Source organism: Microbacterium sp. NPDC089321 (assembly GCF_040684935.1).
Classification (GTDB): Bacteria; Actinomycetota; Actinomycetes; order Actinomycetales; family Microbacteriaceae; genus Microbacterium.
This window is the reverse complement of record NZ_JBFBGX010000002.1, coordinates 782,293-795,406: the sequence shown is the minus strand read 5'-3', so window position 1 is coordinate 795,406 and position 13,114 is coordinate 782,293. Positions and strand designations below refer to the sequence as shown.

At 69.3% G+C, this 13,114-nt stretch carries 13 protein-coding genes and 4 tRNA genes; 9 read left to right on the top strand and 8 right to left on the bottom strand.

Annotated features, from left to right (window positions below; all coding sequences use genetic code 11):
* Positions 1 to 5 precede the first annotated feature (5 nt).
* Both AB0N59_RS11865 and AB0N59_RS11860 read right to left on the bottom strand, forming a co-directional pair.
* On the bottom strand, positions 6 to 1,202 hold the full coding sequence (locus AB0N59_RS11865; protein ID WP_363483268.1) for an HRDC domain-containing protein: 1,197 nt from the start codon (positions 1,200 to 1,202) through the stop codon (positions 6 to 8).
* A complete protein-coding gene (locus AB0N59_RS11860) occupies positions 1,195 to 1,776 on the bottom strand; it encodes a DUF3000 family protein (protein WP_363483265.1) in 582 nt (193 codons plus the stop codon). The genes AB0N59_RS11865 and AB0N59_RS11860 overlap by 8 nt, the downstream gene beginning before the upstream one ends.
* 25 nt (positions 1,777 to 1,801) lie before the next feature.
* On the opposite strand from AB0N59_RS11860, the gene AB0N59_RS11855 reads away from it, so the two are divergent.
* Positions 1,802 to 2,947: an alpha/beta fold hydrolase gene (locus AB0N59_RS11855; RefSeq protein ID WP_363483262.1), complete on the top strand. Its 1,146-nt coding sequence runs from the start codon at positions 1,802 to 1,804 to the stop codon at positions 2,945 to 2,947.
* A gap of 32 nt (positions 2,948 to 2,979) precedes the next feature.
* On the opposite strand, the gene AB0N59_RS11850 is transcribed toward AB0N59_RS11855, so the two are convergent.
* Together AB0N59_RS11850 and AB0N59_RS11845 are read right to left on the bottom strand one after the other, a co-directional pair.
* Positions 2,980 to 3,411, bottom strand: a complete 432-nt coding sequence (locus AB0N59_RS11850; RefSeq protein WP_363483259.1) for a SufE family protein — start codon at positions 3,409 to 3,411, stop codon at positions 2,980 to 2,982.
* Positions 3,412 to 3,447: 36 nt separating this feature from the next.
* Complete coding sequence (locus AB0N59_RS11845; RefSeq protein WP_363483256.1) at positions 3,448 to 4,344, bottom strand: sulfurtransferase; 897 nt, start codon at positions 4,342 to 4,344, stop codon at positions 3,448 to 3,450.
* A 127-nt stretch (positions 4,345 to 4,471) separates the two neighbouring features.
* Here AB0N59_RS11845 and zapE point away from each other — a divergent pair, with 127 nt between their 5' ends.
* From zapE to AB0N59_RS11820, 5 genes are all read left to right on the top strand, one after another.
* Complete coding sequence (gene zapE / locus AB0N59_RS11840) at positions 4,472 to 5,515, top strand: cell division protein ZapE (RefSeq protein ID WP_363483253.1); 1,044 nt, start codon at positions 4,472 to 4,474, stop codon at positions 5,513 to 5,515.
* Positions 5,516 to 5,627: 112 nt separating this feature from the next.
* Positions 5,628 to 6,887: an ammonium transporter gene (locus tag AB0N59_RS11835; RefSeq protein ID WP_363483250.1), complete on the top strand. Its 1,260-nt coding sequence runs from the start codon at positions 5,628 to 5,630 to the stop codon at positions 6,885 to 6,887.
* 182 nt (positions 6,888 to 7,069) lie between these two features.
* Positions 7,070 to 7,486 (top strand): type II toxin-antitoxin system PemK/MazF family toxin, encoded by a 417-nt coding sequence (locus AB0N59_RS11830; protein WP_363484228.1) that lies wholly within the window; start codon positions 7,070 to 7,072, stop codon positions 7,484 to 7,486.
* 110 nt (positions 7,487 to 7,596) lie between these two features.
* On the top strand, positions 7,597 to 7,983 hold the full coding sequence (locus AB0N59_RS11825; protein ID WP_363483247.1) for an SPW repeat protein: 387 nt from the start codon (positions 7,597 to 7,599) through the stop codon (positions 7,981 to 7,983).
* A 76-nt stretch (positions 7,984 to 8,059) separates the two neighbouring features.
* Positions 8,060 to 8,815: an MBL fold metallo-hydrolase gene (locus AB0N59_RS11820; protein WP_363483244.1), complete on the top strand. Its 756-nt coding sequence runs from the start codon at positions 8,060 to 8,062 to the stop codon at positions 8,813 to 8,815.
* A gap of 14 nt (positions 8,816 to 8,829) precedes the next feature.
* On the opposite strand, the gene AB0N59_RS11815 is transcribed toward AB0N59_RS11820, so the two are convergent.
* The 4 genes from AB0N59_RS11815 to AB0N59_RS11800 all read right to left on the bottom strand — a co-directional run bounded on the left by AB0N59_RS11815 (position 8,830) and on the right by AB0N59_RS11800 (position 12,516).
* Positions 8,830 to 9,723 (bottom strand): TIGR01777 family oxidoreductase, encoded by an 894-nt coding sequence (locus AB0N59_RS11815; RefSeq protein ID WP_363483241.1) that lies wholly within the window; start codon positions 9,721 to 9,723, stop codon positions 8,830 to 8,832.
* A 48-nt stretch (positions 9,724 to 9,771) separates the two neighbouring features.
* Positions 9,772 to 10,995: a zinc-dependent alcohol dehydrogenase gene (locus tag AB0N59_RS11810; protein WP_363483238.1), complete on the bottom strand. Its 1,224-nt coding sequence runs from the start codon at positions 10,993 to 10,995 to the stop codon at positions 9,772 to 9,774.
* A complete protein-coding gene (locus AB0N59_RS11805) occupies positions 10,992 to 12,326 on the bottom strand; it encodes a cytochrome P450 (protein ID WP_363483235.1) in 1,335 nt (444 codons plus the stop codon). Before AB0N59_RS11805 ends, AB0N59_RS11810 begins: the two co-directional genes overlap by 4 nt.
* 114 nt (positions 12,327 to 12,440) lie before the next feature.
* Positions 12,441 to 12,516 (bottom strand) — tRNA-Val (locus AB0N59_RS11800).
* Between the two features lie 206 nt (positions 12,517 to 12,722).
* Here AB0N59_RS11800 and AB0N59_RS11795 point away from each other — a divergent pair.
* The 3 genes from AB0N59_RS11795 (at position 12,723) to AB0N59_RS11785 (ending at position 13,019) form a co-directional block, all read left to right on the top strand.
* A tRNA-Gly gene (locus tag AB0N59_RS11795) sits at positions 12,723 to 12,795 on the top strand.
* A gap of 56 nt (positions 12,796 to 12,851) precedes the next feature.
* Positions 12,852 to 12,922: transfer RNA gene (locus AB0N59_RS11790), tRNA-Cys, on the top strand.
* 25 nt (positions 12,923 to 12,947) lie between these two features.
* Positions 12,948 to 13,019, top strand: a tRNA-Val gene (locus AB0N59_RS11785).
* Positions 13,020 to 13,114 lie beyond the last annotated feature (95 nt).

The window sequence follows — 13,114 nt, the reverse complement described above, 5'->3', positions numbered from 1 at the left end:
CGAACCTACGAAGCGGTCGGGAAGCCCTCGACGGCGGTTTGCGGTCCCTCTACAAAAGCATCCACGATCTTCTGTGCGGTATGCGCAACCTGCCAGGGGCGTGCGCCCAGCTCGACGAGTGCCGCGCCGACGGCGTCCGCGGTGAGCTCGGCCGGGGGCTGCCATGCGACCCGGCGAAGGTGCTCGGGGGTGAGCAGGTTCTCGGTGGGCATGTGCAGGCCCTCTGCGATCGCCTCCACGACGGGGCGAGCCGCCTTCAGGCGCAGGTCGGCCTCGGGGTTGCGGTCTGCCCAGGCGCGGGGCGGAGGGAGCGCGTCGCTGGGCACGCGTTCGCGTGGCAGATCGTCGGTGGTGCGACCCCTTTCGATCGCACCCCACCATCGATCGAGCTGAGTGCGGCTGGCGCGGCCGTTGAACTCCTTGAGGCCCGCGAGCTCTTGCTTCGATCGGGGCGCGGCGAGCAGCGCAGCCAGCAGCGAGCGGTCGGGCACGAGACGGCCTGGCGACACGTCGACCTCTTCCGCATACCGCTCGCGCTCCGTCCACAGCTCGCGGGCGACGGCGAGCTGACGGGCGCCACGCACCTTGTGGAGGCCGCTCAGACGCCGCCACGGCTCTTCGCGCGGGGGCTTGGGCGGACGCGTGAGGGTGGCCTCGAACTCCTGGGCGGCTATCTCGGTCTTGCCTGCCGCCTCGAGCTCAGCCGTGAGCACATCCCGGACATCGACGAGATGGAGCACGTCAAGGGCCGCATACTCGAGCCAGGGGTCGGGCAGCGGCCGCGTCGACCAGTCGGCGGCGGAGTGAGCCTTGGCGAGGGTGATCCCGAGTGCGTGCTCGACCACGGCGGCCAGACCGAAGCCGTCGCTGCCGAGCAGGCGCGACGCGAGTTCGGTGTCGAAGATGCGCGCCGGCACCAGGTCGAGCTCGCGCAGCGAGGGGAGGTCCTGGCTCGCCGCGTGGAAGACCCACTCGGCTTCTCCGATGGCAGCCTGGAGCGCGGTGAAATCGCCGATCGCGGGCGGGTCGAAGAGGAACACGCCGGCATCGCGGCGATAGACCTGCACGAGGTAGGCGCGCTGGGAGTACCGGAACCCGGAAGCACGTTCCACGTCGACGGCGACGGGGCCGGTGCCCTTCGCCAGGGTTGCCGCAGCCTTCTCGAACTCCGCCCGGTCGTCGATCACGGAGTACTCAGCCACGTGCGCCCTTTCTCGCGCCGAACACGGCGACATCCTCTGAACCCGGCGGGAGACCTGCGAGCATCCCGACCAGCTCAGCCCATGCTTCCACATGCGGGCGCAGTGGGGCATCCGGTGTCCACGACGCGCGCAGCTCGATCTGCGCTCCGTCGCCTTCGGAGGCGAGCGCGCCGAAGCCCTTCGAGAGCATCTTCGTCGACGTCCCCGATGCCGAGTGATAGTGCGCTTGTCGGGAGTCGAGGGCGTCGACGAGCCACGACCAGGTGACGTCCGCGAGCAGTGGATCCGTGCCGATCTCGGGTTCGAGCGGCGCCTGTGCGAACGCGACGATGCGCCAGGCACCGCCCCAGGCATCCGGCTCATCCGGATCGTGAAGCAGCACGAAGCGACCGGTGCCGTAGACCGAGTCGCCGTGGTCGTCCGGACGCACATCGGCGGCCAGCGCCAGCGCGAACGGCGCGAGGCCGGCCGGAGACGGGATCTCCCGCACGACGATGTCGGCGCGGAACGCCGTCTCACGAAGCTCTGCCGCCGCTGCGTCGAACAGCGCTGCGGCCTCCGGGTGTGCGCTCACGTGGACAGGCTAGAGTCGGGAGGCGATGAAGAGTCTCAGGCACGCCGTAGCCTTCGCCGTCCCTGCTGTCGTCGCCGCGGGGATCGCGGCCGGCGCAGCGGTCCTCGCGACCGCCCGGCGGGTGGTGACGCCGTCGGTGCGTCGCAACGACACGCAGATCCTCGCCGTCGACACGGGGGCGCAGACGATAGAGCTCTCACGTACGCCGGACACCGAGCTGCCGGGTCGGTACGGCCTCTTCACCACGGGGACGTACGGCTACGTGAAGCTGGGTGCGGTGCTCAGCGCAGACCGGACCAGAGTCCGCCGCAAGCTGCTCACCCAGATCGAGCCAGGAGCACGCGTAGACCGCGACGCCGCTTTCAGCGGCTGGTACCACGTGACCCCGAGCGAGCTGCACCTGCCGTGGGAGAGCGTGCTCATCGGATCACCGGCGGGGCCTTGCCCCGCGTGGTTCTTCCCCGCCGACTCGTCGACCTGGGTGATCCAGGTGCACGGACGGGGAACGCTCAGGTCGGAGTGCCTGCGCGCGGTTCCCGTGATGCATGCGCTCGGTCTGCCGACGCTCGTCGTCTCGTATCGCAACGACGGCGAGGCGCCTCGCTCGCGCGGCGGCAGCTATGCTCTCGGCGCGTCGGAATGGCGAGACGTCGATGCGGCGATCGGTCACGCACTCCGCCACGGCGCTGAGCGGGTGGTTCTCATGGGCTGGTCGATGGGCGGAGCGATCGTGTTGCAGACGGCCGTGTCGTCCGGGCACCGGGACGCCATCGCCGGAATCGTGCTCGAGTCGCCGGTCGTCGACTGGCGCACCGTGCTGCGCTTCCAGGCGCGCGAGTCGGGTCTGCGCGAGCCGCTGCCCGGACTCGCGATGAGCGCGCTGGGGAACACCTTCCTCGCCCGGCTCAGCGGCGCCGAGGAGGCGATCCCCTTCGACAGGCTCGACATGGTCGCGAGGGCATCAGAGCTCAGCGCTCCGATCCTCATCCTGCACAGCGAAGACGACGGATTCGTGCCTGCCGACGCCTCGCACGCGCTGGCTGAGGCGCGACCCGATCTCGTGACCATGCCCGAGTTCCGGGTGGCGCGGCATACGAAGATCTGGAACTACGACCAGGACGGGTGGACGGCGGCCATCGACCAGTGGATGACGGCCAAGGGTCTGGCCTGACGCGGAACGGCTCTGCGTGAGGGGCCCGCGACTCAGCGCTTCGCCTCGACCTGTCGCTTGGCGCGCATCAGCATCCCGGTCATGCCGCCGATCCGCAGCGGCGACACGAGGCGTGTCAGGCCGATGCTCTGCGGGTAGTCATTCGGGATCGCCAGCACCTCCTCGGCAGTGAGGCCTGTGAGCCCCTGCACGAGGATGCTGGCGAAGCCGCGCGTCGTCGGGGCCTCCGGCGGCGCCGTCGCATGCATGGCGACGACGCCGTCGGTGACCTCGATGTAGATGTAGACGGGGGACTGGCACTCCGCCACCCGCTCGCACATCTCGGGGTGGCTCGCGATCTCATCGGAGACGGGCGGGAGCTCGTTCGCGAACTCGAGCAGCAGCTCGAGTCGATCGGGCTCGGGGAGCTCGAGGAATTCATCGCGGAACTCGGCAAGAGTGGCGGGGACGTGCGTGTCAGTCATCCCTGCCATCATCCCACCCTGCGGCGAGCCCGGCGCTCAGAGCGAGCCGGGCTCGCTGCCGCTGACGATCGGCACGCGCACGGCGCTGCCCCACTCGGTCCATGAGCCGTCGTAGTTGCGCACGTTCTCGAACCCGAGCAGGTGCTGCAGCACGAACCAGGTGTGGCTCGAGCGCTCTCCGATGCGGCAGTAGGCGATCACGTCGTCGCCGTCCTGGATGCCTGCGCCGTCGCGATAGATGGACTCGAGCTCCGCACGGGTCTTGAAGCCGCCGTCCTCGGCGACCGCCTTGCCCCACGGAACGCTCTGCGCCGTCGGGATGTGGCCGGCGCGCAGGCTGCCCTCCTCGGGGTAGGCGGGCGCGGTGGTCCGCTCGCCGTTGTACTCCTCGGGCGACCGCACGTCGATCAGCGGGCCCGTGCCGATGAAGGCGAGCACATCGTCCTTGTAGGCGCGCAGGGTCGAGTCGTCGCGCTCGACGACCGGGTACTCGGTGGCCGGCCGCTCGGTCTTCGCGGTGGTGATCTCGCGGCCCTCGGCGATCCAGCGGTCGCGGCCGCCGTCGAGCAGACGGACGTCTTCGTGGCCGAACAGCGAGAAAACCCACAGGGCGTAGGCAGCCCACCAGTTGTTCTTGTCGCCGTAGATCACGACGGTGTCGTCGCGTGAGATGCCCTTGCGGCTCAGCAGCTCTGCGAAGCCCTCACCGTCGACGTAGTCGCGCACGACCGGGTCGTTGAGCTCTGTGTGCCAGTCGACCTTCACCGCGCCGGGGATGTGGCCGGTCTCGTAGAGCAGCACGTCCTCGTCCGACTCCACGACCACGAGGCCGGGGGTGTCGAGATGGGCGGCCAGCCACTCGGTGCTGACGAGCCGCCCTGGTGCGGCGTACTCGGCGAACTTGGCGGATGACGTGTCGTGATCGACGGCCACGGATGCTCCTCAGGGGTCAGGATCGGGTGGGCATGGCGACGGCGTAAAGTTGAGCCGTCCCTTATGACGATAGATCCCCTGGCGCGCACCCGCATCAGGATCGTAAGACTATGACTTCAGGAACGTGATGACCCAGCAGATCAGCACGGGCGTCGTGCACCTCACCGAGCGCACGCCCGTCGTGACCGGAACCGAGATGCTGGCAAGCCTCGTACCCCCGCCGCAGTTCGACGATGCGACGTTCGAGAGCTACCGCTCAGACGACCGCTACCCCTCGCAGGAGGCGACGAAGCAGCTGCTGCAGCGCTTCGCCGGCGGCGGAGCGGCTCCGGTGAAGAAGGCCGGGCTCTTCCGTCGCGCCCCCAAAGAGGCTCCGATGAAGCCTGGCGTCTATCTCGACGGCGGGTTCGGCGTCGGCAAGACCCACCTCCTGGCATCCGTCTACCATGCGCTTCCCGCCCGGCGGAAGTACTTCGGCTCGTTCATCGAGTACACCGCTCTCGTCGGGGCACTCGGCTACAAGAACACCGTCGACCTGCTGCGCGGCGCGGATCTGCTGTGCATCGACGAGTTCGAGCTGGACGACCCGGGCGACACCATGGTGATGACCCGGCTTCTGGGTGAACTGGTCTCGTCGGGCACGAAGCTGGCCGCGACCTCGAACACTCCGCCGAACGCACTGGGCGAAGGGCGTTTCGCGGCGCAGGACTTCCTGCGTGAGATCCACGCCATGTCCGAGAGCTTCGAGACGCTGCGGATCGACGGCGTCGACTACCGTCAGCGCGCGATCGACGGCAGCGCAGTGGTCTCGGACGACGCGCGCTTCGCCAAGGCGATCGAGGCCGCGGCGTCGTCTGGAGCCGCGTCCGACGACGAGTTCCCCGCGCTCATCCATCACCTGGCCCAGGTGCATCCGTCGCGCTACATCCGCCTCATCGACGGACTCTCTCTGGTAGGGCTTCGCGACGTGCGCACCCTCACCGATCAGTCCGAGGCGCTGCGGTTCGTCGCATTCGTCGACCGCGTCTACGACGCGCAGCTGCCGATCGTCGCCACCGGCGTGGCGCTCGACACGGTGTTCGGCGATGAGATGCTTGCCGGTGGGTACCGCAAGAAGTACCTGCGCGCCATCTCGCGTCTCAACGCGCTGACCCACTCCGCGGCCGAGTAACACGATCGTCACACCACGAGCCGGCACGTAACGTGCCGGCAACATGACGCGCGGCCGCCCGAAACATGACGCGCCCAGACTGACCTCGTTCGTTAAACGGAGGAGGTTCGACATGGATGCCACAGGCAACGTCTCGTGGGTGATCACCGCGACCGCGCTGGTGCTGCTGATGACACCGGGGGTGGCGTTCTTCTACGGCGGCCTGGTGCGGGCGAAGAGCGTCATCAGCATGATGATGATGAGCTTCGGCGCGATCGGTCTGATCGCCGTGCTGTGGGTGCTGTACGGCTTCTCGATGAGCTCGGTGACCTCGCCGACGCAGTTCGCCGGAGATCCGTTCGCCGATCTCGGGCTGGCCTCGGCCTCGACCGGGCCGGACGCCAATGTCGCCCTGCTCGGCATCGCATACGGCGCGACGTTCGCGATCATCACGGTGGCACTGATCTCAGGCGCCATCGCCGACCGCGCCCGCTTCGGGCCCTGGCTGATCTTCGTGGGAGTGTTCGGCACGATCGGATACTTCCCGATCGCCGCCTGGGTGTGGGGCGGAGGATGGATCATGCACCTGGGCACGACCCTGTTCGGTGCGGACAGCGGCATCGCGGTGATCGACTACGCCGGCGGCACGGCAGTGCACATCAACGCGGGCGCGGCGGCGCTCGCCCTCGCGATCGTGCTCGGCAAGCGCATCGGGTTCGGACGCGAGCTCAGCAAGCCCCACAACGTGCCGCTGACGCTCCTGGGCGCGGCGCTGCTCTGGTTCGGCTGGTTCGGCTTCAACGCCGGAGCCGAGTGGCTCTCGGAGGACATGGGCGGCGTCGGCCTGATCGCCATCAACACGCTCGGAGCGGCGGCGGCAGGAATCCTCGGCTGGGTGCTCGTCGAGAAGCTGCGCGTCGGAAAGCCCACTTCGGTCGGCGCAGTATCCGGACTCGTCGCCGGTCTCGTGGCGATCACCCCGGCATGCGCCAGCCTGACTCCCGGTTGGGCGCTGCTGCTGGGCGCTCTGTCCGGTGCGGCGTGCGCCCTCGCGGTCGAGCTCAAGTTCCGGCTCGGGTTCGACGACTCGCTCGACGTCGTCGGCCTGCACCTCGTCGGCGGTCTGCTGGGCACGGTGTACCTGGGCTTCTTCGCCACCGGGCAGGGTCTGTTCACCGGCGGTGACTGGCGTCTGCTCGTGGTTCAGGTGATCGCATCCGGAGGAGTCATGCTCTACTCGTTCGCCGTCGCATATGCGATCGGATTCGTGATCGAGAAGACGATCGGGTTCCGTGTCACCCGCGAGGACGAGGTCGCCGGAGTCGACCTGGCCGTGCACGGCGAGGAGGGCTATGCACTCGAGCCGGCACACGCCGCTAGTGTGAGCGGGTGAGTTCGAGCAGCAGGATCGTTTCGGCCATCGTCGACATCCTCGGCAGGGTGCTGTCGGGGCGCAGCGGGGGCGGGCAGCAGGCCCGCCCCCGTCCGCGCGCCACGCTGCGGCCGGACGGAAGAGGCCCCGCTCCCGGCCGCTCGGAGGAGCCGAGGGCGTCTGGCGAGGCATCCGCAGGCCGGATGCCGGGATCGGAGACCGTGCAGGTCGATCCGGAGCGCGTCGGCGATGTGAGCGTCGGATACTCGCCGTCCCGCAACCGGCTTCCCGACTCCGGAGAGATCATCTGGACGTGGGTGCCGTACGAGGAGAACGACGGACGCGGCAAGGACCGTCCGGTGCTGGTCATCGGCCGGGACGGCGCGGACCGCGTGTACGCCGTCCGGATGACCAGCAAGCCGCACGATCGGGACCGCGACTTCATCTCCATCGGCTCGGGGGACTGGGACGGTCAGGGCAGGGAGTCATGGGTGGACATCGAACAGCTCTACAGCGTCCATCGAGAGGGCATGCGTCGCGAGGCCGCAGCGCTCGACGCCGGCCGCTACGGTCGTGTCGCGCAGGCATTGATCGAGCGCTACGGGTGGGCCCGCGCCTGACGACGCCGTCGCAGCGCGCGGATGCCTGGTTCCGGCATCCAATCCGATCGGAACGGGGGTGACGAACCCCCGTCGAGCCGCCACCGCGACTCATCGATCAAGGAGGAATCATGCGCTTCATCCCCACGAAAGTCCACGGCGTGCTCGACTACCTGGTCGGAATCGCACTCATCGCGGCGCCCTGGCTGTTCGGCTTCGCGTCGATGGGCGGACCCGCCGTCGTGATCCCCGTCATCCTCGGGGTCGGCCTGATCGTGTACAGCCTGCTCACCAGCTACGAATGGGGGCCCATCAAGCTGATCCCGATGCCGGTGCACCTGGTGTTCGACGTCGTCGCAAGCCTGTTCCTCGCGCTGTCGCCGTGGCTGTTCGGCTTCGTCTCGGCCTCGCCGAACGCCTGGGTTCCCCACGTGGTCGTCGGCGTCACCGTGATCCTCGTGGTGATCTTCTCCGAGCCGCAGCCGGCCACGGCCAAGCTGGCCACCGCCCGCGCGTGATCTGTGACGACTAGCACCACTGCGGGGTGACGGCAAGGCACGTACGTGTCGGGCGCCGTCACCCCACAGTGGTGTCATGAACCGAAGCGCAACCGGATGGACGCAGCCCGCGCCGGGCGTGCACCGGATAGACGTGGCGCATGTGAACTGCTACCTCATCGAAGCCGAGGGCGGCCTGACCCTCGTCGACGCGGGCCTGCCGCGCAGCGCCCGTCTTCTCGACTCCGTGCTGAGCCGCATCGGCGCCAGGAGGGGCGACATAGATGCGGTGCTGCTGACCCATGGGCACTTCGATCACGTGGGAATGGCGCGATCACTGGCCGGCGAAGGCGTCGCGTCACTCGTGCACCCCGCAGACGCGCGGCTCGCGCGACATCCGTACCGCTACTCGCACGAGGCGCCGATCTGGTCGTATCCGCTGCGTCATCCGCGCATCGTTCCGTCGATGCTCGCGATGGTGGGTAACGGCGCGCTCACGGTGCGAGGAGTCGACGCCGCGCCAGGCGTGGCGGACGGCGAGGCTCTCGACGTACCCGGGCGTCCGCGTGCGATCTGGACGCCGGGCCATACGGACGGACACTGCGCGTTCTTCTTCGAGAGCGCGGGAGCGCTGCTCTGCGGTGACGCGCTCGTCACTCTCGACCCCTACACCGGCATGCGCGGACCGCAGATCGTCGCGGGCGCGGCGACCGCGGACAGCACGCGCGCACTCGCCTCGCTCGACATGCTCCGCGAGGTCGACGACTCGATCCTGCTTCCGGGCCATGGGGATCCGTGGACGCGGGGCGCCGGGTCGGCCATCGATGCGGCGCTGCGCGCAGGCGCGCACTGATCCGAGGCCGGTGCTCACCCGATCGCTGCGGCGATGGCATCCGCTGCGGTGGGATGCCGGAACTCGAAACCCGAGCGCGCGAGCGCATCGGGAGCCGCATCGGCGTCGGCGAGAAGCAGCGAGTCGGCTGCGGCGCGACCGAGGCCGAGCCGCAGCGCCCATGCCGGCGCGGGGACCAGGTAGGGCCGGCGCATCCGAGATGCCAGGGCGCGGCCGATCCCGCCCGCCGTGGCGCGCTGCGGACCGGCGAGATTGACCGGGCCGTGCAGGTCGGAGTCGATGACATGCCGGATGGCGCGCACCTCGTCATCGAGGGATATCCACGGCCAGACCTGCCGCCCGGAGCCGAGTGGGCCACCGAGCCCGACGCGGGTGAGGGTGATCATCGGCTTCAGTACGGCCTCCGGGTGCAGGATCGGCGCTGTGCGCAGCAGCGCCACCCTGGTCGCAGCGGCGGCGCGCATGGCTTCGCGCTCCCACTGCACGCAGACCTCGGCGAGGAAGGTGTCGCCGGCGGCCGCCGCCTCGTCGAGGTGCACACCCGGTTGATCGCCGTAGTATCCGACGGCCGACGCTGACAGCAGCGCCGGCCGGTCGGACGCCAGTTCGAGAAGCGCGTCGGCGAGCGCCGCTGTCGGCTCCACGCGCGACTGCAGCAGCGTGCGGCGGTAGCGCGGCCCCCACGGCAGGCGCCCGATGCTCGCTCCATTGAGGTTGACGACCGCGGCGGCGCCGGCCAGCACGGCCGGTTCGAGTCTGGCGCCGGTGAGCCACTCGACCTCGTCCGCGTTGCGACTCGGCCGCCGCACGAGGTGCACCACGCGGATGCCGTCGGAGCGCAGCGACCGGGTGAGAGCCCCGCCGATGAGGCCGCTGGCCCCCGAGATGACGACGCGTGAGTCATTCATTCGCTGGGCCCTCCGTGAGAGGCGCACGACCGGCGCCGATGGGCTCGATCATAGGCCGCCTTCCACGGCAGGTGAGCTCGGCGAGACGTGCGAGTCACCGGGGCTGAGCACGACCTTGATGCAGCCGTCCTCTTTGCGCTGGAACGTGCGGTAGAGCTCGGGTGCGTCGTCGAGAGGCGCGCGGTGGGTGGTGAGGTCCATCACGCCGAGCGGATCGGCGTCGTCTTCGACGATCGGGAGCAGCTCGCCGGTCCATCGCCTGACGTTGCACTGACCCATCCGCATGGTGACCTGCTTGTCGAACAGCGTCTTCATGGGCATGATGTCGGCCTCGCCCGCGTACACCCCGCTGAGTGAGACCGTGCCGCCGCGGCGCACGAGATCGATGGCGGCGTGCAGCGCGGCCAGGCGATCGACGCCGGCGTGCTCGAGCATCGGACGCGAGAGAGCGTCGGGCAGCAGCCCGACCGCCTGCTGCATCAGCGAGATCGCAGGGCTGCCGTGCGCCTCGAGCCCTACGGCGTCGATGACCGAGTCCGGACCACGGCCCTCGGTGAGGTCGCGCAGATGCGGTGTGGTGTCGTCGTCGAGATCGAACACCTCGATGTCGTGGCGCGCCGCCATGGCGCGCCGTTCGGGCACGGGGTCGACCGCGAGCACGCGATAGCCGCGGGACCGGGCGATTCGGGCGGCGAACTGCCCGACCGGACCGAGGCCCAGCACTGCGACGGTGCCGTCTGCCGGGACCTGCGCATACTCGACCCCCTGCCATGCGGTGGGCAGGATGTCGCTGAGGAACAGGTAGCGCTCGTCTGGCAGGTCCGCTCCGACCTTGACGTGGTTGTGGTCGGCAAGCGGAACCCGCAGGTACTCGGCCTGCCCGCCCGGCACCTGACCGTAGAGCTTCGTGTAGCCGAAGAGGGCTGCACCGCTGCCGTACTCGCGCACCTGGGTCGTCTCGCACTGCGACTGCAGACCGCGCACGCAGAACCAGCACGACCCGCAGGCGATGTTGAAGGGGATGACGACCCGGTCGCCGACGCTCAGGTCGCGGATGGCGGAGCCGACCTCGACGACCTCTCCCATGGGCTCGTGGCCGAGGATGTCGCCGCGCTCGAGGAACGGCCCGAGGATCTCGTAGAGGTGCAGATCCGAGCCGCAGATGGCGGTGGAGGTGACGCGGATGATGGCGTCGGTCGGCTCGAGGATGCCCGGGTCGGGGACCTGCTCGACGCGGACGTCGCGCTTGCCGTGCCAGGTCAGTGCCTTCATGATGTGCTCCTCTGCTCTGTGGTCTCGTCGTGTTGGCGTCGGTTCTCTGCGGTGGAGTCGCGTGCGGCGGCGGCATGCACGCAGCCCCCTGAGGCGGGCATCGCGGGCAGCCGCCGCCGGTCGACCTCGAGCCCGTGCGGCGAGATGCGCACCCGGGGGTCGCTGAGCGCCGCTATGGCCGCGGAGAGGGCAGCGATCGCGAGCTTCTCGCCTGGGCAGCGGTGGCCGGTCTGCACGTCGGCACCACCATGCGGGATGAAGGCCGGAATGGCCTCGTAGTCGGGCCGATGGCTGAAGCGCTCGGGGCGGAACTCGGTCGCGTCATCCCAAGAGGCGTCGTCGAGGTCGGTACCGAGGATGTCGATCACCACGCGGCCGCCCGCGGGCACCTGCTGCCCGTCGAAATCGATCTCAGTGATCGCCTTGCCCGGCAGCATCGGCACGAACGGAGACGTGCGGCGCACCTCCTGAGCGAACGCGACCGCGAGGGGACCGCCGACGAGCCGACCGCTTCTCGCCGTCTCGGCGTGGATTCGCAGCCGCCAGTCGGGGTTCTCGTGCAGGCGCTTCGCCGCGAAGGCGACGAAGCGAGCGACGGCGACGAGAGGTCGGATGCTGTTCTGCAGCTCGATGCCCGCCAGTCGCTCCGGCAGCAGCCGGCCGTCGGGGCCACGGTGCCACGCCCACTCGAACAGGGCCGTGCCCTGTCGAGGCGTCAGCATGCCCGAACGCACGTCGTGGATCAGCCGGGCGGCGCGTCGATCGGACCAGAGCCGGTTGAACGCTGCCATGGCGAAGTCGGGGGAGAAGGGGCGACCGAAGCCGTCGACGATCTGGGCGAGCCTGGCCGCCCATCTCGTGCGCGCGTCATCGGAGCCGGGGAGGCCGGCCCACGACATCCCGGCGCGGCCGAGAGCGCCCACCGCCGCGTCATAGGCCGAGCGGCCACCGCCCGCGAGCCAGGCGTCGAGCTCGCGCTGCCATTCGCGTTCGAGCTCGGGTTCGAGACGGCGCACCTGCTCGTCCTCGTAGGCGACGTCGACGAAGGTGGCTTTGCGGTGCCGGTGCTCGGCGCCGTCGAGGCTGTGCACCGACCCGTGGCCGAAGAGGGTCTCATGCACGAAGCGCGGCATGGCGCCGTGCCGCGCGATGCGGCTCTCGTCGTAGAACAGGCGGACTCCCTCGGCGCCGCGCACGAACACCGCGCGATGGCCGAGCAGCCGCATCGGCGCACCGCGGGCCCCGTCTCGCACGCGTGACCACACGCGTGCGCCGAGGTCGTAGCCGTGCATGAGAAGCAGGGGAGCATCGTCTGCGATCCGGTGAAGCATGGCACCAGCCTGAGGGCGGCTCGTGAATGTGTGAACGGGGGCGCGTTTCGCGACCGTCTGTGCTACGGACGGCGAACGCAGAAGCCCCGTCAGACGTCTGACGGGGCTTCTCGATGGTGGGCGATACCGGACTCGAACCGATGACCTCTTCCGTGTGAAGGAAGCGCGCTACCAACTGCGCCAATCGCCCATGTGGAGTTGTGTCGTGCACAGCGGCACAGTCAGAAAGCATACCCGATCGGCGGCGGAGCCCCGACACCGGCCGGGAGGCCGGGCGTGGCGACGCGCTGGGGCTTCGCGAGACACGCCCGGCGTCGCGGAGCGGTTTGGCGATGCGCCGATCCTGGGCTAATGTATTTCAAGTGCCCGGGACGCCGGAAACGAAAAACAGAATATGCGGATGTAGCGCAGTTGGTAGCGCATCACCTTGCCAAGGTGAGGGTCGCGAGTTCGAGTCTCGTCATCCGCTCGAGTGCAGGAGCCCCCTTCAGGGGGTTTCAGCATGTGGGTTCGAATCCACCTCGCGGTGGCGTGGCCGAGAGGCTAGGCACCGGCCTGCAAAGCCGTTTACACGGGTTCGAATCCCGTCGCCACCTCTCTGACAACTGAACAGCCTTCTAGGCGCGATTGGCGCAGCGGTAGCGCGCTTCCCTGACACGGAAGAGGTCACTGGTTCGATCCCAGTATCGCGCACAGACAGAAACCCCCGGTTCCGCCGGGGGTTTTCTTGTTTCCGGGGGCGGGGACTCCGCGCGGCGAGAAATCGTATCGGCCGACGGGCCTTCTCT